The sequence below is a fragment of the Chlorobium sp. genome (genome assembly GCF_036528655.1).
In the GTDB taxonomy this organism is placed as follows: domain Bacteria; phylum Bacteroidota; class Chlorobiia; order Chlorobiales; family Chlorobiaceae; genus Chlorobium.
The window spans coordinates 235,031-255,390 of the sequence record NZ_JAIGND010000030.1 but is presented as its reverse complement, the minus strand read 5'-3'; the positions used below and the strand labels follow the sequence as shown (position 1 = coordinate 255,390).

The window sequence follows — 20,360 nt, the reverse complement described above, 5'->3', positions numbered from 1 at the left end:
ATCACATGAAAGGTTTGATTGTTTTCCCTGCTGCCGGAGCTCCGGGTTTCTGTGTGCCATCATCGACATTCACACCGTACTTTCTGGCCGCGATTGTCACTGATTCAGATCGGGAATATTTACCAGAGGCAAACAGCTTTGCCGCCTCTGTGGCGATTGCTTGAACCCTTGGCCTTGCTGACGCATCAAGCGCAATAAGATTTCCTGCCTGATCAAATGTGCCACCAAACAGCCCTGCCGCCTGCCGGTATATCAAAGCCTCATCTGCCGACTTCGGAACTCCACTCCCGCCATCCTCCATGCCTTTCAACGCAATCTTGTTCGATCGGTCAAGGTCTGCCTGTGTGTTATCGTTCGCCATCTTCAACATATTCATATTTGGCGTCGGCCTACTGATCGGCAATCCTCGCTGGTAAGCGACATCGTAGCCGCCGAGAGTTTTCACATCAGGGTTCTCAAGCAACTCTTTCATTTCCGTCGCCCTTGAAAGGTGGTACTGCACGAACGCCGGGTTATACTGTTCCGGCATCTGTCCGGCAATCTCAGGCTCCGAGTTCTGGCGAGCATACGAATATCGCTGAGCCCTCTCATTATCATCTCCTCCACTCAGGACGTAATGCGCGATACGGCCAACCTTATCAATCTGTGAAGAGGTTGACTTCCTCTCGTTCTCGTCCATAGCCCCGAAAGCGTCAGCAATTCGCTTTCCCTCTTCGGGATCAATCGTTATGAACTCTCTGGTTGCCGCCTCGTCACCAGATGCAACCCGGTTTCGAAGCTCACTCATTTTCTTGTCTTTCAGCTTCTTCTTGTACCCGGAAATGAGATTTGCAACGGGCGCGGCATCGAAAAGCTCTCCCCTTTGGGGGATTATTTGCTGTACAAGTGGCATCGTCATGGTTAAAGCAGTATCGAACTGCCGATTTTGAAGAGGTTATTTAATACGCCATTGTTTGCGCTTTGAACGGCATAGTTCGCATTGGCATTCCCGATGTTGGTGTACATATTCGCCAGCGCCGTACCCTGTGTGCCAAGGGCATTCGTAATCTGGCCACCGGTACTTGTGCCGGAACTCTGGATTGCGCTGTTTGCGGTCTGCCCTGATCCTGATAGCCCGGCAAGAATGTTGTAGTTGTTCTGTTTCTGGGCAACGTCGCTGTTGTACTCCGTCAACTGGTTCCCGTACTCTCTGTCATAAACCTGGTCATACTCCTGAGAAGCAAGATCCCCGGCATACCCTGCAGCCCGCTTCAACTGCCCTCCAGAAAGTAAGTTCCCCTTGGCAGCCGCAGAATTATCAATTGCCTTCAAGCCCTCGGAAAGCCGGAACTGGTAACCCGGATCCTTGGTAACATCAACCTTGCTTTCATCAAAGCGGAAGCTGCCAATGTCAAAAGATCCATCAGCTATCCCTTGCTGAATAGATGCAATAGCCGCCTTACCAGCCTCATACCATGGCATAGCAAGACTCTTCTGATCTTCATACAGCTCTTTATTGAACGCAATAATCTTATCCGTTGACTGCACTATCGCATCTGCCGACAGCTTGGCCGCCTTTATCTGCGCCTGCGCTGCCTTCTTTGCCCCTCCATCGCCAAATAGACTGCTCATAAAATGTATACGTTACCGATATGATTGAAGCGCCTTGCCATAACAGGATCAGCCCCGTTTCCCCTGTAGCTCATCGCCCGTATCTCTCCTTTATGTAGTTCCCTGACAGCTTTTAACAAATGAGATAAAATGCTTGATCGCCTTTTTTCCGGCACCACATACGCCATCAGAATAATCCAGTACCCGCCATCACGATGAAACAAATCCTCACATCGATCGACCACCATAAACCCGCCTCCCGGAACGCAATACACATGGCCATGATCGACCAGTCCGGACAGGTACAGCCGAAGCGTTTCCTTATCCCGAACAAACCCCTCAACCTCTCTGAAATACCCCGGCAACATGCCAAGCACCTCACCGAACAGGGCAGAACCAAGGATCAACCTCTCGACATTCATCGAATCACCCCCGCTTTTCGCAATGCAACAACCAAGTTGTTGAAATCAGCTCGAAGATCTTCGACTGTCTCCGCCAAACTATCAGCAACTTCTGGTACTTCGAGCCCCTTCAGCCTCCGCCAGATTGACTGCATGAAATCACCCATCGCCCTGGTCGGCATCCCCTGACGATCAACAAGAGGGGTATGAATCGGAGGAGGATCAACCCTTGCCATGTCACAGTATGTCTGCGTAAAGGCCCTGAATTACGACCTTCACTGGTGAGGAAATAGAAACCCTGAACAGCCGTTGCAAAAACACGCCCAGCCTGTTCACCTTCACGCGAACCTTCCTTTCTCCAATCTTCCCGAGAGAACGCCAGTGTTCATTGCTCCAGTTCTTACCCTCATCGTCAGACCAGGTAAACACGGCCTGCGGATCGGCACCTTTCCCCGAAACCCTTCCAACACCATGCAGCACGTCAAGTTCGATGCTCTTTACTGTCACGTTCCGCCCTCCGTTGTAGAGCACGGGAAACCGCACTTCTCGGTTAATGCACGTCCCGTTATCATCCGCAGCATTAAGATCAAGCGAGTAAATCATTCCGCTCTGGAAATCCCCCACAAGATTCAGTGTTCCAAACCGGACATGACAGGATGCAGGAACCCGCCCAAATCCGCGATGCTCTCGTTCATGCCACAAGCCCGTTGTCGCATCGAAACACCATGTCTTGCGCTGTGAAGGCAGCGTCAAGACATAGAAGGAATGTCCCTCATCGATATAGGTGAACGCCTCTGCATCATCGATACGCCCTTTCTTGATGTCGTACTCGACAGCATGAGTACTTATCCGCTCAGGAGTGTAGCCGATAAAACGGTACACCGTCGCATCATCACCAAGCCAGTACACCGAACTCCCCGTCTTGGCAATACTGTGAACGGCAACACAGCCCTTATCCACAATACCACCCTGTATCCGTTCATAGGGGAACGAGCTGTCGCCGCTGTTGTACCAGAACTCAATAGTTTTGCCTCCGAACATGAGCACATATCGGCTGTCTGATAAAACAGCAATCAGGTTATCGGCCGAACTCTCTGCTGTCGCAAAATCAAGAGGATCCAGCGAAACGTCTAACAAACCAGAGATGAAAAACTGCCCGGTATCTTTACGATTGAACAGGAACCGGCTATCATGCACGGTCACCGTATTGGCAGGATACCAGCCTTCTCCGGAAAACTCAGTGACCCCCGTTTCATGATGGAACCAATATCCCTTGATGCCATCCACAAAAACAAGCTGCACTCCATTGGTTGCCATCCACACCTTGCCGGCAATCGTCACGTTGCCAAGATCAAGCAATGAGCCATCATAAGCCACCCGGTACAGGTTTGTCGCCGTCACGGTATACACAAAGCCTGCATGCTCGATCATACCGTAAATCGGAGCCGTTGGCAGCTCGGCAAAAGGAGCAAGGCCAGGTGTACCGATCAACACTGCCGGCGTTTTCTTTGACGAAGGAACCTGTTCAGCATACAGGTTCACCAGTCGGCATCCGGAAGCAATCTCCGCCCTGCCTTCGGACGAATCAACAGTTAATGGTATCGGTTTCAGCATCAGACCTCAGTGCCATTGTAGATGTCGTAATACCCTGTCCGCCCAAGCAGTATGGGATCAAAAGTCATATCGGCAGGAGGTCGCACTGCTGCGTTTGCCTGCTTGATTGCCTCAATTGCCTCACCGGCACCGGCAATCAACATCCTGCTCGGCTGCAACCCGGCATCCTCGCGCATGTACAACGCAACGCTCATTCTGATAGCAATCTCATAGCCTGCCGGCAATGCGAGAACGTCGTCAATAGAGCTGAAAACAATCGCCCCGGTATCGGGAACAAGAAGCGGCTGCAAACTCCACTGCCCAAGTAGCTGGCAAGCATAATCAAAGGCATCGCGTACATCCTCAGGAGCTGGAGACTCACCAGCCGCAAGCAGGCCGGACGAGCGCAAAGCCTGCGTCATCAAGTCTCTGACTGTTGCCATGTTACTTGGTGCCCTTCTTACCTACAGTTGCTAAAGGCGCAACCGGATCGACAGGTTGCTCCGCCGTTATCTCCAAGGCCGGAACACGCAAGACAACAGGTTTCCCATTGTTGACACCTTCAATAACAGCGACATCGCCATCCTTGATATTACTGACAGGCCAGTCCAGAGCCTTCTCCGGTTCAGGAGCCACCGGAGAATCGCACCAGCCGGCAAGACGCAAAGCCTTCATATCGTCGGATGCTGCGTCGAAAAGTTTCATGCCTTCGGTTTTGTGAAAAAGGTATGTAGGTTGTTTCATGGCATGTCACGTTTTACGGTTATGAAAAACATTTCAGGCCGGGAACACTTTGCCCCGGCCCTACTCGAAAGAACATGGATCAGAGAGCTGCAGAGTAGACTCTGTGCGACAACTCAGGCATCAGCGAATCAACGCCCCATACCGCGTCCACGCGATATACCTGCATGTCCTCAGTGATATCGTACTGAGCAGTCATCGACAGCGACAGCCCGGTTTCCTCATCGGTAATACGGCCCTTCACCGGTGCCGATTCCGGGAGTTCCTTTTCTACCATGCACAGCGTAAACGCATCACGGTGGAACAGGACGTTCTGCCTGTAATACAGGTTTGCTGTTCCGATAACTGTGATGGGCGCATTGTTTGCCGGAGCATTGCTCACATTCTGGTACGCTCCAAGAGAAACTGTTTCGCCAGCCGCATTGGTTGTCGAAACCGTACCGTCATTAATTGCAGGGCTGATCTTGATAGACGAAGCTCCTGCTGCGCTCGAAGAGGCAATCTCGGTAACCACGAAGGTCTGCAGGCGTCCAGTGCTCAACCTTGTCTCCGGATGGATCTCATACACCCCAGTAATAGTGAACGAATCGCCAACACGAAGCAACTCCGCCTTACTTGCAGTCCACCCTTTCGTCACCAGCGTTGCACCTTTCTGCCCGGCGCCATCAACCTGAGGAGACCCGCCATAATCTCCGACACGATGCACCGGCATCACTGCGGATCGGTAAAATTCGATGTCCGAAATCGGAGCAAGATACCCCTTTCTGACAGCCCCCTTAACCATTTCCGGATTGTAGACGCGCTTCATTTCCTTGTCTATCGCTTTCCCATCTCTGGTATTAACGATACCAGTGCGCAGACCGTCTTCGGGCACAGCAACGTCAGTCATGTACCCAGCGGCATCTGTAAACGTGTCGCTATCGACAGCTACGCCCGGAACGCCAGACACGTTGTAGGTCTTTCGCACAGCGCATTCAAGAACTGACTGCTCAATATCAACGCCAAGCTGACGAACGCCAGATTTCAAGTACCGGTTACTGAAGTTTCGGATACTCAGCGTTCTGTCCCGCTGAGTGAACTGCAATCCAAAGTTCCGCTGACGGTCGATCTTGAATGAAATTTTCTGGTCAGCCATAGGCTGTATAGAAAGTGTCCTGCCTTCAGCTGTTTTGGTCTTGAACGGTTTTTCGATGGAAATGGTATCACCGACCTTTCCGAAATGTTTCTCAAGGTTCCTGTGTACCCTTTTCACTGCAACCGATGAGCTTTTCAGTTCTTTGAGCATTTCGCGAAGGATAATGTCATCGGTCAAATAGACATTTCCCTCTTCACCTTGTACACTCATAATTCAAAAATTGTATGGTTGTTCTGATTATTACAGCCACCCGTCATGCCCTGCGGCTTTGTCCTGAGCTGTGCGCAATGACTCATACTCCGCTTGGCTCGTCACATTCTTGAGCGTTCGCGGAACATCGCCACTGCCGCCAACGGGATCAATAGGCGGTGGAGCTGCGGTTATTTTCTTGGTTGGTTTCAGAGGTGCCGCGGCAAGTCTTGCCTCGATCTTGCCGATTTCCTTGGCCTGTGCAGCCGGGGATAACCCGGCAATCCGGGCAGACTCGTCTTTGTGCGTAGCGAGGTAATAGGTGATATCCTCCGGCTTATCGCACTCAGCGATAGCCGTGACCATCTCATTGGTCTGGAAAAAATCATCAGCATTGATTACCTGCTCGAAATCGGCATACTTGCGCTTGCCGTCATCGATCGAGTCTCGAATAACCCCGAGGGCATCGAGAACCTCCACAGGAAGCTTTTGTGCAGGCGCTTCCTCGGCCTTTTGTGCGGGCTGATCACCGTTCTGGCGCTGATTGAACTCTTTCTTTGCCTTCTGGTAATCATCGAAATTGTCAAAGTCGGTAATGTCAGGCTCATTATCGGCATCGCCTTCAGGTTTCCCCTGAGATAACTTTGCCTTCAGATCCTCGTTTTCGCGCCTCAGATCGTGTTTTTCCTTGGTGAGCCGGTCAATGCGCTTCTGAAGCCTGGGCTTGTGCCCTTCGCTTTCAGCTTCGTGGGCGGATGTGTCGTCCGTTTTCCCGGTTACCGATTCCTGAGAGGGAGTCGCGTCCCCTTTTTGATCTGCATCTGCTGGCTTGGTATCCCCTTCCGGATTCACATCTGCCTGCTGCTGCGCGGCTTGCTGTTGTGCTTGCGGGGGCGCATCGCTGAAAGTCACGATAAAACGCTCTTCTTCTGCTGCTGCTGCCTGCTGCTGTGTAGTCTGGTTGTTGTCTGTCATCACGATTGCGCATTGGTTGCGGAAATAGCCTGGTGAACTGCCACCAGTAGCTTTCGAAAAGCGTACAACCGTTTTCTATTCATACCAATGGGGAATTTTTTTTGGCAATAAAAAAGCCGGGAGAGGATCCCGGCTACGCGCTTTAAGATGCCTGTGCCTGCATAATCTCTGCCAACGCATCAGCCACAAGGTTTCGCACCGTCTCCTCGATGGTATCCGGTCCGGCAATGGCCGCCTGAACCTGAATCTCAAGGATCTTCGCCTGTGCCTCCACGGTCTTGGCCTGCGCCATAGCTTCGTCAGCCTTGGCCTTTGCAATGTCTGCCTGAGCTTTCGCCATTGCCGCCTGCGCCTCTGGTGAAGGTTGCGGAGGTTCGATACCTTCCTCCTGCATCTCCTGTTCGGAGAGCGTCCCGGACGGCAATATCTTCTTCAGCCTTTTTGCGATCTCATCAGCGCCCGGCCAGTCCATATTTTTAGCAACCAGATCGAGGATCACTCCGCCGGCCGCCGGAACAGCCTGAACGAACTGCATGAGGCTATCTGCGGCCTCAAGACGCATCGTCTGGTAACTCGGGCCCGTACTTACTGTACAGTCGTATTTGCCGGCAGAAATGTCGTGGACGAGAACAGGCTGCCCTGTCTGCTGGTCGATCACCGTCTTGTTGATTGTCACCCAGTCTTCTTTCCCATCCGGGAATATCAGGCGGACGATCCGCTCTGAATCGTACACGCGGGGAATCGAATCAATCAGGAGCTTGCCAACTCGGCGCAGCGCCCTGCTCAGGTTGTCGATGTATGCGAAAGTTCCTCGATCCCCCTGACGTTGACGGGCCAGAATGGCCTTACCGCTCGTCTCATTACCCTGATTGCCCATGGAGGCATCATACAGGCCCGTTGTGGCTTTTATCTCATCCGATCCAGCCAGGGCAAGTTGCAGCTCGGCAGCCGGCATATTCGGGGGCGCAACGGGGGCTGGTGGGATAACATCAGGACGGGCTTTGTACCGGAGCAATGCTTTCGCGGAAGTGTTCGCATTGGCCCACTCACTTTCAAACCCTTCGACACTCTTGGCATCGGCTATAAACTTTTGCTTTGGGGCCAGGGCGACACGTTCCGTTGCCGACGATAGCCAGTAGTTGTGCATCTTCTGGGCATCCTTGGCGTACCTGATCAGTCCTCGGTAATGCACCTGATTACCAATCACGACCTCTTTTCCGAGCACCGGCACCACTGGTATTGTCCTGAAAGGCACCTCCGTTGGCTTTTCGAGGATTGATCGCGCAGTTATCTTGCTCCACATGACCTTGTATGTCGAGACCTTCCGTTCCCTTCGGACCTCAATCCCCCGGGCTTGCAGCTCATCCAGTACAGGTTTGATTTCGTCCAGCCATACCGTTTCACCGCTACTCAGGAGCAAAAGCTTTCGTTTGACCGGCTCCCGGTAGAAATACTCGGCTACCCTCACCATGTCCTCGTTGTACCACAAATGCCAGTCCTCGCCGAGCACCTGGTCGCCCATATCGCCGAGAATGGCATCCGGATACCGCTTGTTGAACTCCTTGCGCCTCATCAGCTCAGAAATGAAGCACCAGTTGGCACATGAGAAGTCCGGCTCATTGGTTGCAAGTGGATCGAACAGCACGGAGAATCGGTTGCGAATGCTCTTGATAAGCAGATCCTGATCAAAGGTATCGTCATCCGAATAGGCCGTGAGTACCCGGAGAAACCCAAACCCACCCTCAACGGAATGCTGTGCTGCCGTGTCCGTATGGCTATCGGCATCGCTCATGTTCCAGATGTTGTAGATGAGACCGTTTCGAAGCTCAGCCTCGCTGTAATCCTTCGTGCCTGCCAAATTCGGTACTTTTCCACCCTGTGGCCCGCCTTGTGGCCCTGCAGGTTGTGGGCCAACTCGATGATCAGCTTCGACAGGATGAACCTTGATCGATGGCCGGTTCTGGCGAATGTCACCAACAACCTGGTCAATGAAGGTCGGCAGCTTGTTGAGTGTCAGGCATGGTCGATCCTTTCGAGCTTCTTTCGTCGCCTGATCCCACTGCTCGATGTAGGTGAAATTGAGATCCTCAAGGGCGTTATAGTAGTTGTCCCGCCAGTATGTTGTCGCCGTAACATATCGATCACGCGCAACGCAAAGGAAATCATCAGTTGTGCTGGTATCATCAGCCTTGATCGGCTCGGAACCTTGTAACATGGTCGTGTTGGTGTTATCGTTAAGCGCTCATCCACCCGCTGCCGGCAGGCTCTTTTGATCGATCCGCTGGGACAGGTGTCTTGTCCTCCCATGCCAGAGCCAACTGCTGCAGGGCATCTGCGAGGTTGCTCGTCCAATCATGTTCAGGACGAGACTTGAAAACCTTTCGCTCCTCGTCATACTCACGGTGATAGCTTGCGATGGCATTGATACCGTACTCACATCGCTCTGAATCGAATATCAGACGAGGGAATAACCGGCGCAGTGCCTCGATGCTATCCGATTTCTGGGAAACCCTGGGAACAGCTTCGAACTCGATCCCCATCTCTGACGCGGTTTCCTTACGACTTTTCCCGCTCATCAGCTCCCGCACCTGAATGTCATGAGGAGCATAGTGTTCTGCAAATCTGATCTCGTGCTTGTCTCGGAACTCATGCAGCCAGTTGATGTAGTGTTGCATGCCTTCCCCGCTGTTGTTATAGCTGGCAATCAGCCTGAGTTCTTTCCCGTATGGCTGCATCAACCAGATAGCCATATCATCGCCGATCCCGAGGTCCCAGAAGGTGTAAACCGGCAATACCTTCTCGATCGGTACCCGGCACACTCGCCCATCATCATAGGCGGCCTTCATCTCCTTGCCGAAATAGCATCCAGGCACGGCAGCATCGAACGAACAGTAATACTCCTGCTGGATCATGTCCTCACTCATGCCTTCCGCCCGCTCCTGATCGATAATCTCCTGTGTGATGATCGGATTGCCATCGGCATCCTTGGTATCGTCCACGGTGAGCACTGAGGAAAACCAGCGCTCCGGAAACTTCTTTGCTGCCTGCAGAAGCGAATACCCGTGATTGCGGCCACGGGGAGTATAGCAAAACATGGCCCATCCGCCGTTTTCGGCAAGGATAGGACGTAGATAGTCCCAAGAGGCAGGATCACACAGCGACCACTCAGAGTACACGACTCCAAGTGGATTGTTGCCAACAAGGTTGTTGTACGTGTCAGAGCCCAGAACATAGAGGAGAGAACCGTTTGTAAACTCGATGTACATCTCCGTGTTATTGATCGTCTTGATGATCTCTTTTGGGATGTGATCAATGAACGTCAACCCATCCTTCCCTCGTCCTTTCCAGATCGCCTTACGGGCCTGCGTCTGCTTTGGAAGCATGTACCAGTAAGAACCGATACGCTCTTGTGTAGCGGCAACGGCAATCTGCCAGTAGGTCTTATCCTTGCCAGCCCTGCGATGCCACACAACTGCAAACCGCAGAAGCTTCCTGACGAACTTCGCCTCGAACAATTCCTGCTGGTAAGGACGGGCTGTGTAGCGATACGGAAGACCAACCTCGACAGCCTCAACGGCCTCTGAAGAATCGATCACCTGAAGATCATCGTCAATGCTCAGTGCGAACATTCGCGTTTCCTTTAACGTTGACGGTGACATTCACCGGCCTATCTTGCTTCGGAGGAGCCGTAATTCCCTTGATCTCGCAGATCTTCTCCAGAGCCTGTAATTTCGGGTGCATCTCAACGTGAGTGATCTCCACCAGTTTGGCCTCTTCACCCTTGCCCTCGACATACCGTTTGAATTTCACACTCTTCACCGCCCGTCTTGTCGCCGCTGAGAGGCTTTTGAGACCCTTGAAGCCTCCTTGTTCGCCTTCAAGCTCCCCAACGTCTGAAAACGCGATTGCAGCAATCTCCGCCAGGATCCTGTTCTCGCTTATGTCCAGCTTCTGAGCACGCGACTTCTTCAGTTCCCCTATCCTTGCTAAAACCTTGCTATCCTTAATCAGTCTTGATGCAGCCTCCCAGACAGTCTTATCCTTCCACATGTGCGAAGACGGAAAAGCCTCTCTGTACGCCTTACTCGCGTCTCCGTACTCGACATAAAGCCGAGCGAACGACTCTCTTTTCTGGGTTAGTTTTGCCATGCTGGAGGCTATAAAACGGCAGCAAACATACCAATGGTGAAAATTCGGTGGGTGAGTTACTCAAGAGGTCTGCGCGTCGCAACAAGATCATCCACTGCTTTCCTGATCCTCTTCTGCCGGAAATACTCCTCAAGCAGCTTAAGCGCCTTCTTGCGCTCGATCCGATCCGCCATCACTCTAACAGCCTCATCCCGAGTGTCAGCATGCACAACAACCTTGAGCCATACGGCCTGCCAAGGCCCCGCCACACGCTTATGGAGCACGGACTCAATATCCCTGCGCTTCTCAACAAAAACCGTTTCATTATCGAGGATAATCACCTCTGCGTCCGTTCTTGAAGCTCTCATCCACGCCTCCCCTGCTGCTGTTGTTTGACAACCCACCGTGTCAGGTTGTACTGCTGCACATCCTCACGCTTTGCCCATCGAGGCATCTCCAGACCAACATCGATCGGTTCGTAATCCGACCAAGCTATTTCTCCTTTGTCGTGCTTATGGTTGAGTTCAGCGTAACTGAGCGTTTTCACCCTGCGGTTGAACCCGACGAAGTTTGCCACATTCGGGCACTTATCCCAGCCCTCATAGGTGTCGATCACGTGGTTTACTGCATCAATCGCTCGACAGCATGTAAACCCGTTATCCGCCAAGCGCTCAAGGATGATGCGCGAAACCCCATCTGTCATTTTCGGAAAGGCCTGCAAAAGCCTGAAGTAAAGCGCCCCCGCTGTCACATCATCCAACAGCTTGTCCGTGTACACCACCATCTCCCCCGTCCTCGTGTCGAAGACTGGGATGATTGCGGATCCAGTCAAGCGTTCTTCTTGCCTCGTCAGATGAAACACCCTTGCGCCCGGCTGTTGTTGTGCCTGTTCCATTGCCCTGCTGTTTGTGTTTGAAATACCACTGAAAACCCTGATAATTGTTCGCCACCGCGTACTGAAGCGCCTCGATAGCTTCCCGTTCATCACCCATCGCCAGCTTAAAGAGGTGCCTGAGAGCCACCTCCTGGGACTCTCGATTTTTGTACCTGCTCTTGCCAGTCTTGAGGTAGTATGGCCAGACCCGATTCATGAAATCCTGACTGAACCCAGGGGAAGCCAAAGCCTGCTTTGGCTGATCAGTATTCCCCTCTGCACTCCCCTTTACCTCTTCTTCTTGGTTATTGGTTAATGGTTTATGGTTTATGGTTAATGGTTGCCTTTCACTTGGGTTTTCAGTGGGTTCCGCTTGGGTTTCCACTGGGAACCCAGTGGGTTTTTCTTCTTTACTGACGCGCTTTTTCGGGCGACCACCCTTCCTGCCATTCTCACGGTTTTTCTCGGTATTTCGATGATATTCAGCAATCTCCGACTCACAACGAGGGTTTTTCCACCCCGTCTCGGTCTTAATAAACATGTCCTCCAGTACTGTAGAAACCGTTTCGGAATCCACTCGTATCCGTCTGGCAACCCACTGGGTTTCCAGTGGGATTTCCTTCTCAGAATCGTAATACATATCCAATAACCGCCGGTAACAAAGATCCTCCTCATTGGTAAGGTGTGAGGTGTCTGCCCGATAATCCCCTATGTGAAACTTGTAGAAATGCATATCACCTCCCCCACAAAAAAAATGATAGCTCCCCTGCACAGGTCGCGGAGGGCGAACACCAGTGGAGGACACCGGAAAGACCCATTCTGTGCAAGAGAGCTATCATAATTCTTGACGTTAAGTTCTGTTTCACGGCCCGCGACGGCCCCCCCTTCTCAATGCGTAACCTTTTCGCGCATTCATACCAATGGGAAATTTTATTCATCGGTTATCCCCCTTCCCGATCTCAACCATCGCATCGCAAGCCTGCTCCCAGGTTATACCCTTTCCGGGGCCAAATCCGTCAATAGGCCATTGTAACACACACACCTCAGTGTAACCCCTCACCCACACCACCAGGCCAATTCCACCGGCATCAACGGTATCATTGAGCGCCTTTATCTGGTGACTCTTGCGCTTGCGAGTAAACATGCTCCATGTGAGGTTCTGGTAGGGATCAGGCTGATACTTCACCTCACAATGCACGGAACGGCCTCCTGGGGCAATCGCCTTGATATCCCCCGACACCTTCTCCATCGGAAACGCCCCCGTAATCCTGCCACCAGAGCGCACAACCTGAAACCCCGTATGGATCGGTTCCACACACTGGAAGCCAAGGCGCCGAAGCGCCTCAGCTGCCAATTCCTCAGCCCAGGCTCCCTGCTGCCGGTTCCGCCTGCCACGTATCACCCGTTCGGGATCCGGGAGCTTATTGCCGCCCCCGGTTCTCCTGTGCATGAGATTCATCATTCCCCTTCATTCATAGCTTTCAATAAGCGAAACCCGGCACCATCGGCAGAAACATCCATAACGTCGGCCTCTTCAGCCTGCTCTTCGAACATGCTCTCCTGGCGCTCATCGATCGTCATGGCGCGTGATCGCACTATTGATCCACAATCGGTACGGATGACATGAATCATCATCTTCTCATAATCACGCTCTTCGATGCACTCCACCATACGGAACTCAAAACCGTCACGAATGATCTTTGAAATGTCCTCGACCTCAACCTCATGCCCCTCGATCTCCTTCTTCAGGCGGTCAGCATGAGCCTTTTTCTGCACCTGCAAATCACCGATCGTTGCAATGAGGCCGGACAATTCCCTTCCTTTTTCAATCTTCTCCCCATCCGTCAGAAGACAGGGAAGCGTTTCCCTGAACACTTTTTGTTTCATGGCTCTTGTTGTCTTATGGTTAAATCAAAACTCTAACACAGTCTGGTTCTTTACCCGTAAATGCTCTTGCAGTGCTTCTATAAGCCGCATACAATCCAGATATCTTTCTCGGTCATCACGCCCAACCCATGACCAACCATGTCGATTATTCTTCTCAAGCCATAAAGCACTCGCCAAGGCACTTTCACCTTCTATCCGTAGCTGAGTGATTGCAGATCGCACAAAGTGCTCCTCAGCCTCATCAAGCGATGAGAAATACGGGCCATCTTTATGTGCTCCACCTCCTGACCCCCATTGTTTCGTGTTGAGGTTCATAGAGTACACGTAGCCCTCCCTCGCATGATAGATAGACGCTTCAGCATGTACTCGTCGATCAACAGCCACAATGATCCGCTCGGCTTTGTCTCCGATAAAAACACCAAACTCATTTGCTATAGCGTATTTCATCTCTCTACCTCCAGCCCGTAATCCCGCAACAGCTTCCTCGTCAGATCATAGGTTGCCATCACATCATTCAACGCATCATGCGCCTTCTCGATCGGGATTCCGAAATACTCGCACACCGTCGAAAGCTTGTAGTTCATGAGCGAAATCCTCCCCGTATAATCAAGCAGGTAAAGCAACGGCAGCGGATCGACAGCACGCCAATTCAGGTGCGAACCAATACCGTACTTATTGAACCGCTTGAACATCTCCTGCAGAAACTCCAGGTCAAACCGCACATTGAAACCGGCAGGATACATCTTGTCACCCCGGTCATACTTCGACACATGCTTATCGAAAAACCCGAGAATCTGCTGGTACCCCTCATTATGAGGCATCAGGCCCGAAATCTGATTAACAGTAATCCCGTTCACCAGAAGAGCCTCCTTCTCGATGACAGCCCCGGAATGGGGCTGCATCTTAACATTGAGCCGATCAACCAGTTCTCCATCGATCTCAACCATACCAGCAAATTGCAGGATACCATGGTACTTCGGATCGGTACCGGTCGTCTCCAGGTCAAACCACAACGTTTTACGTTTCATCGAATCCCCTCCTCGTCATAACCTTCAAAAATGCTACCCGCCAGCCCACCCTGACAATCATCATCACCCTCAGGATCATGATCAGGACCATCATTACCATCACCAGGAGCAAACGACCGCTCAGCGATTTTCTCATTCAGCTTTATAATCCAGGCATTTCCCCGCTTGATAGACAACGGCAGCGTCAACTCGAACACTATAGCCTCCCTCTCCTGCTCCGTGAACACCTCATTCATCGAAAGAGCCCTGATCTCCTCACGAAGCATATCATTCGCCTCAGGCCTCCGGTTCTGGATATTCCCGATCAGCCATCCGATACACTCTTCGGCAACCTTCTGCGTAAATCCATCCTTCAAATCGGCGTTGACACGCGCAATCTCCTCCTTCTTCAGGTGAGCATCCTTCAACAAAGCCCGAATAAGCCGCTCCTGATCGGGAATCATCATCGGTTCCGTCGAAGCCGGTTTCTTCTGCTGCTTGCCATTGGAAGAACCATTATTCGGCTTCTTCTCGCCCTGCTTTTGCGGCTCTGTCTGCTGTTGAGATGCATCATTCTGCGACTGTTGCATCTCATCATCCGAATACAGCCCCGAAAGCTCATGCGGAAAAGCCGTGCGCAACGCCAAAGCCTCCGCACACTTGGCAATCATCACATCCCCCATCGACCTCCACATCCGGGTAAGACTTCCATCCCGTCTTTTTGCCGCATAAGACGAAAACCTTGCCACCCTATACAACGGCTCTATAAACCCAGCCTTGAACACCCCGACCCTCGCCGCTGCCGGAGGTTCATCCGAAAGCCACACATCCTTCCACACACCATCTTGACCACACCACTGCGCCGATGTCTGCCCCCGATACTTGCCCGTCCTCTCCGCAATAAGCCGGAGCCCATCGATCGACACCTGAACACCCAGCGTCTCCTTCTTCGCATCATCATCCCATCGCTTGATACCGAAAATCTGCCTCGTGAACGGATCAAGACCCGTCCGGCCACACTGGTACAAAAACACCTTCAACTCATCATCAGAACCACCCTTCAGAATCTGGTTCTTGATCAACTCCACCTGCTCAGGCGAAAACTGCACCTGCTGCACAGCTGCGGGGGTCATCACCCCCCCCTGCTGCTGAACCATCGCTGTTGACTCTGCCATTTTATCCCTCCTCTCGATTATCGAATTGCAAAACCTTTTTCCGCCGCCACCAGCCACTTCGGCCACCGCCTGTTTCCCTTGCTCCATCGGGCATGAATGCCCTCCAGATCATACTCCGGCTCGGTTACGGTCACGGTTAGCCCAAGGAACCGCTGCTTCAGCTCCGCAGCAAAACGCTCCACCTCTCCGCCATACGTCGCGGGGATCGTGATAACCACATTATGCCGTCTCAGCCCGAGCTTCTGCAAAGCCGCAGCATACTGCGGAGTCATATACTCCGGTAGAATCCTGACAGGACTTTTCGGCTTGATGAAATAGTACGTCCCCTCCGTCGTCTTGATCTTCTCTTTCCCCGTGGCGAATAACGCGGCCTTCATGCAGTTCTTCATCCAGTCGATCCCGTTCTTGATCCTGATCTTCCGGTTCTTGTACATCTTCTCACGGTCATCCAGATAGGTTATCTGCCCTTTCCAGTACTCGATCAGCCCCTTGCAGTTATCAAGCTTCTGCTCAATCTTCCCCTCAACAGCCGCCAGCTGGTCACCAAGTTCAGCAAGTCCGCCCGATTCGATCAATGCATCCTCGATCTCACGGTAAAGGTTCAGCATATCGACCAGGGAGAGTTTCTTGCCATCAGCCTTCACCAGATCAGCCAGAGGATTCGCTTTCGCCGGCTCCACCGTCACAACCAACTGTTCACCATCACACTCACAGGAGGCAACATCAGCCTCCAGCAATGCAAGCTCCTCTTGTTTCGTCTCTTTCATTGTTGTACCTTGTTTTTGTTAATAGCTCCTTGCGGGTTCGAGGGTACCAGCCACGAACTCGCTTTTTTTTTGTCCTCAACATTCCGCCCCGTCGTCCGGTCGATGATCGTGCAATCCAGGCGCAGATAATCCCGCATCTTGTCTCCGAAATTCTCCGGCAGACGAAACCCCGCAGCAATCCGCTCGACACTCAAAGCATGTACCACAGGAGCAAGAACCTCCCTGATCTTCTCCTCAACCTCCGCCACCGTAGCACCGGTAATCTTCTCAGCCTCGATCCATCCGCACGAATGCTTCACCGTATACCGCTGAGCACGATGTATAACACGATACTTCAGCACCCGGCCAGCCCGTAAAAGCAAACCATTCATCTATCAATCCTCCCTCGTTTCGATTTTCCATTCATAATGCCGAACCCGCCTGCAACACAGGAACCGTTTCACTGCCTGCACCATCCGGTCAAAAAGCTGTTTCATTTACCACCCCCCTGTTTAGTTCAGTATTGCCGATGAAGCACGTATTGCACCACCAACGCCATCCAGGAAGCGCACACTCATCACGTGCATGAAAGCCGCAGGCGTCGCCTCACGAAACTCCCGCACATAAAGCCGCATACATCCAGGAATATTTTCCGGCTCCGGCTGGTAGACGCGCTTACCGCACCTCCCGAACCGGTCTTCGTTCTGCAGCAACGCCTCCCCTTGCACGTGAGCGATCATGCAAAAGCATGGCGGAACCCCGCGAACCAGCATTATTTTCTGAATCGTCATAATTTTTCTCCTTCTGTTTTGTGGTTGTTGTTATTGACCTGACACATCAACTTCACCCGACAACTGCTTCGCCAGCTCGTCAATGTCCGTTGACTTCCATGCAGTTGTCCGCTCCGAAAGCTTTACCGGTTTCGGATACAATCCCTTCTTGATCCCCGCATACCATACCGATCGACATACCGGAATAATCGCGGGGATCCCGGCCTTCCTGTCGCCGATAATCTCTTTCAGGCGATAAAACCGCATCGGCGTCCGAACTTCCTCACTCATAACACCTCCCCGATTTCGCCGCCATTTTCAGACTGGTAAGCCTGAGCTTCTTCGATCGAATAGAAATACTCGATTGAACCCGGTCCCGAGTACACATAATGCGTGTACCCTTGCTCCCTCTTCCATGACTGTTTCATGATGCACATGGTTTATTGTTGACGATTGCCTTGATTTCACTTCGAATTTTTTGAAACTCTTCACTGTTTTGTTGTTCAGTAAGAGTCCGATTTTCCACGGCGGCCTTGTACGCCTTGGCCACCTTTACGTCTCCACGGTAGTACCGCTTCCGCGCAGCATCAACGCTCAGCGATAACTGGTACTCCTCGTTGACACTCGCAGTAACCTCAGGCCAGATGTCCTGGAGAAACTTTCGTCTCTTTGGTCTGTGATTGTTCGTCATTTGATTGTCTTATCTTCGTCTTATTGATGTCACAGTTAAATGATAGTCTTTTTTGACCACTATAACAAGTCTTTTATGACCATTACAAAAAATAATATAATGGAGAATCGTCTCCGGATGGTTATGGAGCGGATGGGATGCAATCAGACTGAGATGGCTGATATGCTGGGCATGCAGGCACAGAACTTCAGTAAACACTTGCTTCCTGAAGGTTCTCCAAATAAAAGAGACCCAGAAAATCTTGTGTCAAGACTGATTAAGATAGGAGTCTCTCTTGACTGGCTTTACACCGGAAAAGGAGAGATGTTTTTGAAAGACATTCGTTATAAAAGTGCAAGTGAGGCAAAAATAGAAAGGGCCGGCCAGCTCCTCATGGAGGCTGTCCAGCTGATCATGGAGGAGATTGAGGAGAAGAAGAGAGAGAAGGAGTAGCGGTCAGATTAAAAAAATAATGCGATGATTTTTCTTCAATTGTCTCACAATGGTCCCGCAAGTGTCCCATTATCGTCACAGTTAAATTTCCTTTTTATAGAAAATTCTTTAAATTAAGCAATAGCTTTATTTGAGTATATAACTACACAGGGAACGATGACGTATTATAACTTGTCTCAACGAAGCATAACATGCAAAGGAGAACAAGGATGCTAACTCATTTCAATCATTGGTTTAACGCAAGAAAAGCCGCTCAGGTTGCAGCTTTCTTCGCCATACAAGAAGGCGGTCACATAAACGTTCTAAAGCTGACCAAGCTTCTCTATCTTGCCGACCGGCACCACATGGAGAAGTACGACTACCCAATTCTTGATGATGAACTCGTCTCGATGCCACATGGGCCGGTAAACTCCATGACGTTCAACTTCATCAACGGATACAACAACGATGCCGGATGGGATGAATTCATTCGTGATCGAAACGCCCATAATGTCGGTCTGGCAGACAATCCAACCCTGAACGAGCTTGATGAATTGAGCGATGCAGAAATTGCAACACTTACGGAAACGTGGGAAGAGTTCGGACAGATGGATCAGTATCAGATACGCGACTGGACACATGAGAATTGTCCGGAATGGGAAGACCCTCATGGTTCATCCAATCCTATTCCCTATGAGCGAGTATTCAAGTTTCTCGGGAAAAAGAATGCCGAGGAATTAGAAAATGACATTATGGATAATCGCCAACTCACTACGGCCTTTTCCTAAATTCACAAATGAGTTATATCCCGTCAATCAAAGACACAATTTTGATTCCGTCCGGCGAGAAAAACCATTTATTTGTCATCCTTACCTCCAAATGCTCAAATAATGAGCATCTTCTTGTAAGCTTTTCCACCATACGGCCACCAACCTATCATGATCCCTCATGCATAGTGAATCCAGGAGAGCATCCTTTTATAAAACAACAAAGCTACATAGCATACAATAAGCCCGCATACCAAAAGGTAAATCATTTATCCAAATGTGCTAACGGGTACTATGTTCTTTGCGATCCTGTAGATGATGCGCTATTCAAACGGATTTGTGAAGGACTTATGCGCTCACCTCACACACCTCGACGAGTAAAACAATATTTCTTAGAAAACAAGCCGCTATGTATTGATTGAAACCACTGTCATGGCACGGCACCGAACCCCACCAATACCCCGAAATGCAGAAGCCCGGTGAATGGCCGGGCTTCGATTATTGCGGAAAAAACTTTATACCAGCTTTAATGGAGAAAGAGCTGCCAGCGCAATAATGAACGCAATAATATCAGTAAAAAAATAATCTTTATTCATTTGCAGCACGTAAAAGCACTTATCTTGGTCTTCCTGAGGCCCTGTCTGATTATTTTTAACAACTGCCTGCGCGATATATACTCTCTGTAAATCGTTCTGGATCATCGCTATAAACGGCAAAACAAACATGGCATAGCTTGTTTCAACATCAAAAAGCCCACAAATATAATCTGCTAATATTATCGAAAGATACATGGCTGTACCGTTAGCAATCTGGCTCATAGTCCGCCCAAGCTTCTTTTTATGAAGAGCAATCAGCACAGGCATAAACGGCAGCATAATCAAGCCACTTCCCCACCCAACAGTTAAAAACACCAGGAAATAAGCTATCACTGTTATCATTGATCTCCCCTGATTCTCGACTTGCTTGAAGCCACGAACACCATCGCAATCGCGATCAGCGTAGCCCCCATATACTGCAGAAACAGCTTATCCCCGTCGATCTGAGCAGCGATGTTCAGTACATCCCCGTTATAAACCGGGGTATGCTGAGTAAATATAGATCCGTATCCCGTGTAGATTACCGTGTTATGACCGGGCGCCTTCGCGTAAAACGGAGGAAACAGCGTCATAAGGAAAATGATTCCTGCATAGATCGAGATAACAATCTTTTGAATAGGATTCATTTAAATATTTATTTTAACTATGAAGAATTTTACACCCAAAAAAGTCTTCTCCTTACAT

Annotated in this window: 29 protein-coding genes; 2 read left to right on the top strand and 27 right to left on the bottom strand. The window is 50.9% G+C overall.

Annotated features, from left to right (window positions below):
• Window position 1 precedes the first annotated feature (1 nt).
• From K4305_RS09015 to K4305_RS08895, 25 genes are all read right to left on the bottom strand, one after another.
• Window positions 2–898, bottom strand: coding sequence for a hypothetical protein (locus tag K4305_RS09015; RefSeq protein WP_331562085.1), 897 nt, complete (start codon window positions 896–898; stop codon window positions 2–4).
• 2 nt (window positions 899–900) lie between these two features.
• Window positions 901–1,611: a hypothetical protein gene (locus K4305_RS09010; protein ID WP_331562084.1), complete on the bottom strand. Its 711-nt coding sequence runs from the start codon at window positions 1,609–1,611 to the stop codon at window positions 901–903.
• The gene (locus tag K4305_RS09005) at window positions 1,608–2,012 is read right to left on the bottom strand and encodes a hypothetical protein (RefSeq protein WP_331562083.1); all 405 of its coding nucleotides are present in this window, start codon (window positions 2,010–2,012) and stop codon (window positions 1,608–1,610) included. Before K4305_RS09005 ends, K4305_RS09010 begins: the two co-directional genes overlap by 4 nt.
• Window positions 2,009–2,227: a hypothetical protein gene (locus tag K4305_RS09000; RefSeq protein WP_331562082.1), complete on the bottom strand. Its 219-nt coding sequence runs from the start codon at window positions 2,225–2,227 to the stop codon at window positions 2,009–2,011. Before K4305_RS09000 ends, K4305_RS09005 begins: the two co-directional genes overlap by 4 nt.
• A gap of 1 nt (window position 2,228) precedes the next feature.
• Complete coding sequence (locus tag K4305_RS08995) at window positions 2,229–3,533, bottom strand: hypothetical protein (RefSeq protein ID WP_331562081.1); 1,305 nt, start codon at window positions 3,531–3,533, stop codon at window positions 2,229–2,231.
• 71 nt (window positions 3,534–3,604) lie between these two features.
• Entirely contained in the window at window positions 3,605–4,027 is a 423-nt protein-coding gene (locus K4305_RS08990) for a hypothetical protein (protein ID WP_331562080.1), read from the bottom strand.
• 1 nt (window position 4,028) lies between these two features.
• Window positions 4,029–4,328: a hypothetical protein gene (locus tag K4305_RS08985; RefSeq protein ID WP_331562079.1), complete on the bottom strand. Its 300-nt coding sequence runs from the start codon at window positions 4,326–4,328 to the stop codon at window positions 4,029–4,031.
• 79 nt (window positions 4,329–4,407) lie between these two features.
• Window positions 4,408–5,670 carry a P22 phage major capsid protein family protein gene (locus K4305_RS08980; protein ID WP_331562078.1) on the bottom strand — a complete coding sequence of 421 codons (1,263 nt, stop codon included), beginning with the start codon at window positions 5,668–5,670 and terminating at the stop codon, window positions 4,408–4,410.
• A gap of 30 nt (window positions 5,671–5,700) precedes the next feature.
• On the bottom strand, window positions 5,701–6,627 hold the full coding sequence (locus K4305_RS08975; RefSeq protein WP_331562077.1) for a hypothetical protein: 927 nt from the start codon (window positions 6,625–6,627) through the stop codon (window positions 5,701–5,703).
• Window positions 6,628–6,766: 139 nt separating this feature from the next.
• A complete protein-coding gene (locus K4305_RS08970) occupies window positions 6,767–8,839 on the bottom strand; it encodes a portal protein (protein ID WP_331562076.1) in 2,073 nt (690 codons plus the stop codon).
• Between the two features lie 19 nt (window positions 8,840–8,858).
• On the bottom strand, window positions 8,859–10,253 hold the full coding sequence (locus tag K4305_RS08965; protein WP_331562075.1) for a hypothetical protein: 1,395 nt from the start codon (window positions 10,251–10,253) through the stop codon (window positions 8,859–8,861).
• The gene (locus K4305_RS08960; RefSeq protein WP_331562074.1) at window positions 10,234–10,773 is read right to left on the bottom strand and encodes a terminase small subunit; all 540 of its coding nucleotides are present in this window, start codon (window positions 10,771–10,773) and stop codon (window positions 10,234–10,236) included. Before K4305_RS08960 ends, K4305_RS08965 begins: the two co-directional genes overlap by 20 nt.
• A 56-nt stretch (window positions 10,774–10,829) precedes the next feature.
• A complete protein-coding gene (locus K4305_RS08955) occupies window positions 10,830–11,120 on the bottom strand; it encodes a hypothetical protein (RefSeq protein ID WP_331562073.1) in 291 nt (96 codons plus the stop codon).
• Window positions 11,117–11,512 carry a hypothetical protein gene (locus K4305_RS08950; RefSeq protein WP_331562072.1) on the bottom strand — a complete coding sequence of 132 codons (396 nt, stop codon included), beginning with the start codon at window positions 11,510–11,512 and terminating at the stop codon, window positions 11,117–11,119. The genes K4305_RS08955 and K4305_RS08950 overlap by 4 nt, the downstream gene beginning before the upstream one ends.
• Window positions 11,505–12,359, bottom strand: a complete 855-nt coding sequence (locus tag K4305_RS08945; protein WP_331562071.1) for a YdaU family protein — start codon at window positions 12,357–12,359, stop codon at window positions 11,505–11,507. The genes K4305_RS08950 and K4305_RS08945 overlap by 8 nt, the downstream gene beginning before the upstream one ends.
• 201 nt (window positions 12,360–12,560) lie before the next feature.
• Window positions 12,561–13,088, bottom strand: coding sequence for a hypothetical protein (locus K4305_RS08940; RefSeq protein WP_331562070.1), 528 nt, complete (start codon window positions 13,086–13,088; stop codon window positions 12,561–12,563).
• The gene (locus K4305_RS08935; RefSeq protein ID WP_331562069.1) at window positions 13,085–13,513 is read right to left on the bottom strand and encodes a hypothetical protein; all 429 of its coding nucleotides are present in this window, start codon (window positions 13,511–13,513) and stop codon (window positions 13,085–13,087) included. Before K4305_RS08935 ends, K4305_RS08940 begins: the two co-directional genes overlap by 4 nt.
• A gap of 24 nt (window positions 13,514–13,537) precedes the next feature.
• On the bottom strand, window positions 13,538–13,960 hold the full coding sequence (locus K4305_RS08930) for a hypothetical protein (protein WP_331562068.1): 423 nt from the start codon (window positions 13,958–13,960) through the stop codon (window positions 13,538–13,540).
• Entirely contained in the window at window positions 13,957–14,541 is a 585-nt protein-coding gene (locus K4305_RS08925) for a 3'-5' exonuclease (RefSeq protein ID WP_331562067.1), read from the bottom strand. The genes K4305_RS08930 and K4305_RS08925 overlap by 4 nt, the downstream gene beginning before the upstream one ends.
• Window positions 14,538–15,761, bottom strand: coding sequence for a phage recombination protein Bet (gene bet, locus K4305_RS08920; RefSeq protein WP_331562066.1), 1,224 nt, complete (start codon window positions 15,759–15,761; stop codon window positions 14,538–14,540). Before bet ends, K4305_RS08925 begins: the two co-directional genes overlap by 4 nt.
• On the bottom strand, window positions 15,713–16,462 hold the full coding sequence (locus K4305_RS08915) for a siphovirus Gp157 family protein (protein WP_331562065.1): 750 nt from the start codon (window positions 16,460–16,462) through the stop codon (window positions 15,713–15,715). The genes bet and K4305_RS08915 overlap by 49 nt, the downstream gene beginning before the upstream one ends.
• A complete protein-coding gene (locus K4305_RS08910) occupies window positions 16,459–16,833 on the bottom strand; it encodes a hypothetical protein (protein ID WP_331562064.1) in 375 nt (124 codons plus the stop codon). Before K4305_RS08910 ends, K4305_RS08915 begins: the two co-directional genes overlap by 4 nt.
• Before the next feature lie 120 nt (window positions 16,834–16,953).
• Window positions 16,954–17,232 carry a hypothetical protein gene (locus K4305_RS08905; RefSeq protein ID WP_331562063.1) on the bottom strand — a complete coding sequence of 93 codons (279 nt, stop codon included), beginning with the start codon at window positions 17,230–17,232 and terminating at the stop codon, window positions 16,954–16,956.
• A 30-nt stretch (window positions 17,233–17,262) separates the two neighbouring features.
• Window positions 17,263–17,502 (bottom strand): helix-turn-helix transcriptional regulator, encoded by a 240-nt coding sequence (locus tag K4305_RS08900; protein ID WP_331562062.1) that lies wholly within the window; start codon window positions 17,500–17,502, stop codon window positions 17,263–17,265.
• Window positions 17,499–17,639, bottom strand: a complete 141-nt coding sequence (locus K4305_RS08895; protein ID WP_331562061.1) for a hypothetical protein — start codon at window positions 17,637–17,639, stop codon at window positions 17,499–17,501. Before K4305_RS08895 ends, K4305_RS08900 begins: the two co-directional genes overlap by 4 nt.
• Before the next feature lie 338 nt (window positions 17,640–17,977).
• On the opposite strand from K4305_RS08895, the gene K4305_RS08890 reads away from it, so the two are divergent.
• Window positions 17,978–18,334 carry a helix-turn-helix domain-containing protein gene (locus tag K4305_RS08890; protein ID WP_331562060.1) on the top strand — a complete coding sequence of 119 codons (357 nt, stop codon included), beginning with the start codon at window positions 17,978–17,980 and terminating at the stop codon, window positions 18,332–18,334.
• Window positions 18,335–18,525: 191 nt separating this feature from the next.
• The gene (locus K4305_RS08885; protein ID WP_331562059.1) at window positions 18,526–19,101 is read left to right on the top strand and encodes a Panacea domain-containing protein; all 576 of its coding nucleotides are present in this window, start codon (window positions 18,526–18,528) and stop codon (window positions 19,099–19,101) included.
• 494 nt (window positions 19,102–19,595) lie between these two features.
• Here the strand turns inward: K4305_RS08885 and K4305_RS08880 are convergent, their stop codons facing one another.
• Together K4305_RS08880 and K4305_RS08875 are read right to left on the bottom strand one after the other, a co-directional pair.
• On the bottom strand, window positions 19,596–20,018 hold the full coding sequence (locus tag K4305_RS08880; protein ID WP_331562058.1) for a hypothetical protein: 423 nt from the start codon (window positions 20,016–20,018) through the stop codon (window positions 19,596–19,598).
• Window positions 20,015–20,302: a hypothetical protein gene (locus K4305_RS08875; protein WP_331562057.1), complete on the bottom strand. Its 288-nt coding sequence runs from the start codon at window positions 20,300–20,302 to the stop codon at window positions 20,015–20,017. Before K4305_RS08875 ends, K4305_RS08880 begins: the two co-directional genes overlap by 4 nt.
• Window positions 20,303–20,360: the final 58 nt, after the last annotated feature.

Coding starts and splice junctions, on each gene's coding strand:
- K4305_RS09015 (WP_331562085.1), bottom strand. CDS start 898: ATGACGATGCCACTTGTACAGCAAATAATCCCCCAAAGGGGAGAGCTT.
- K4305_RS09010 (WP_331562084.1), bottom strand. CDS start 1,611: ATGAGCAGTCTATTTGGCGATGGAGGGGCAAAGAAGGCAGCGCAGGCG.
- K4305_RS09005 (WP_331562083.1), bottom strand. CDS start 2,012: ATGAATGTCGAGAGGTTGATCCTTGGTTCTGCCCTGTTCGGTGAGGTG.
- K4305_RS09000 (WP_331562082.1), bottom strand. CDS start 2,227: ATGGCAAGGGTTGATCCTCCTCCGATTCATACCCCTCTTGTTGATCGT.
- K4305_RS08990 (WP_331562080.1), bottom strand. CDS start 4,027: ATGGCAACAGTCAGAGACTTGATGACGCAGGCTTTGCGCTCGTCCGGC.
- K4305_RS08985 (WP_331562079.1), bottom strand. CDS start 4,328: ATGAAACAACCTACATACCTTTTTCACAAAACCGAAGGCATGAAACTT.
- K4305_RS08980 (WP_331562078.1), bottom strand. CDS start 5,670: ATGAGTGTACAAGGTGAAGAGGGAAATGTCTATTTGACCGATGACATT.
- K4305_RS08970 (WP_331562076.1), bottom strand. CDS start 8,839: ATGTTACAAGGTTCCGAGCCGATCAAGGCTGATGATACCAGCACAACT.
- K4305_RS08965 (WP_331562075.1), bottom strand. CDS start 10,253: ATGTTCGCACTGAGCATTGACGATGATCTTCAGGTGATCGATTCTTCA.
- K4305_RS08960 (WP_331562074.1), bottom strand. CDS start 10,773: ATGGCAAAACTAACCCAGAAAAGAGAGTCGTTCGCTCGGCTTTATGTC.
- K4305_RS08955 (WP_331562073.1), bottom strand. CDS start 11,120: ATGAGAGCTTCAAGAACGGACGCAGAGGTGATTATCCTCGATAATGAA.
- K4305_RS08945 (WP_331562071.1), bottom strand. CDS start 12,359: ATGCATTTCTACAAGTTTCACATAGGGGATTATCGGGCAGACACCTCA.
- K4305_RS08940 (WP_331562070.1), bottom strand. CDS start 13,088: ATGATGAATCTCATGCACAGGAGAACCGGGGGCGGCAATAAGCTCCCG.
- K4305_RS08935 (WP_331562069.1), bottom strand. CDS start 13,513: ATGAAACAAAAAGTGTTCAGGGAAACGCTTCCCTGTCTTCTGACGGAT.
- K4305_RS08930 (WP_331562068.1), bottom strand. CDS start 13,960: ATGAAATACGCTATAGCAAATGAGTTTGGTGTTTTTATCGGAGACAAA.
- K4305_RS08925 (WP_331562067.1), bottom strand. CDS start 14,541: ATGAAACGTAAAACGTTGTGGTTTGACCTGGAGACGACCGGTACCGAT.
- K4305_RS08915 (WP_331562065.1), bottom strand. CDS start 16,462: ATGAAAGAGACGAAACAAGAGGAGCTTGCATTGCTGGAGGCTGATGTT.
- K4305_RS08910 (WP_331562064.1), bottom strand. CDS start 16,833: ATGAATGGTTTGCTTTTACGGGCTGGCCGGGTGCTGAAGTATCGTGTT.
- K4305_RS08905 (WP_331562063.1), bottom strand. CDS start 17,232: ATGACGATTCAGAAAATAATGCTGGTTCGCGGGGTTCCGCCATGCTTT.
- K4305_RS08900 (WP_331562062.1), bottom strand. CDS start 17,502: ATGAGTGAGGAAGTTCGGACGCCGATGCGGTTTTATCGCCTGAAAGAG.
- K4305_RS08895 (WP_331562061.1), bottom strand. CDS start 17,639: ATGAAACAGTCATGGAAGAGGGAGCAAGGGTACACGCATTATGTGTAC.
- K4305_RS08890 (WP_331562060.1), top strand. CDS start 17,978: ATGACCATTACAAAAAATAATATAATGGAGAATCGTCTCCGGATGGTT.
- K4305_RS08885 (WP_331562059.1), top strand. CDS start 18,526: ATGCAAAGGAGAACAAGGATGCTAACTCATTTCAATCATTGGTTTAAC.
- K4305_RS08880 (WP_331562058.1), bottom strand. CDS start 20,018: ATGATAACAGTGATAGCTTATTTCCTGGTGTTTTTAACTGTTGGGTGG.
- K4305_RS08875 (WP_331562057.1), bottom strand. CDS start 20,302: ATGAATCCTATTCAAAAGATTGTTATCTCGATCTATGCAGGAATCATT.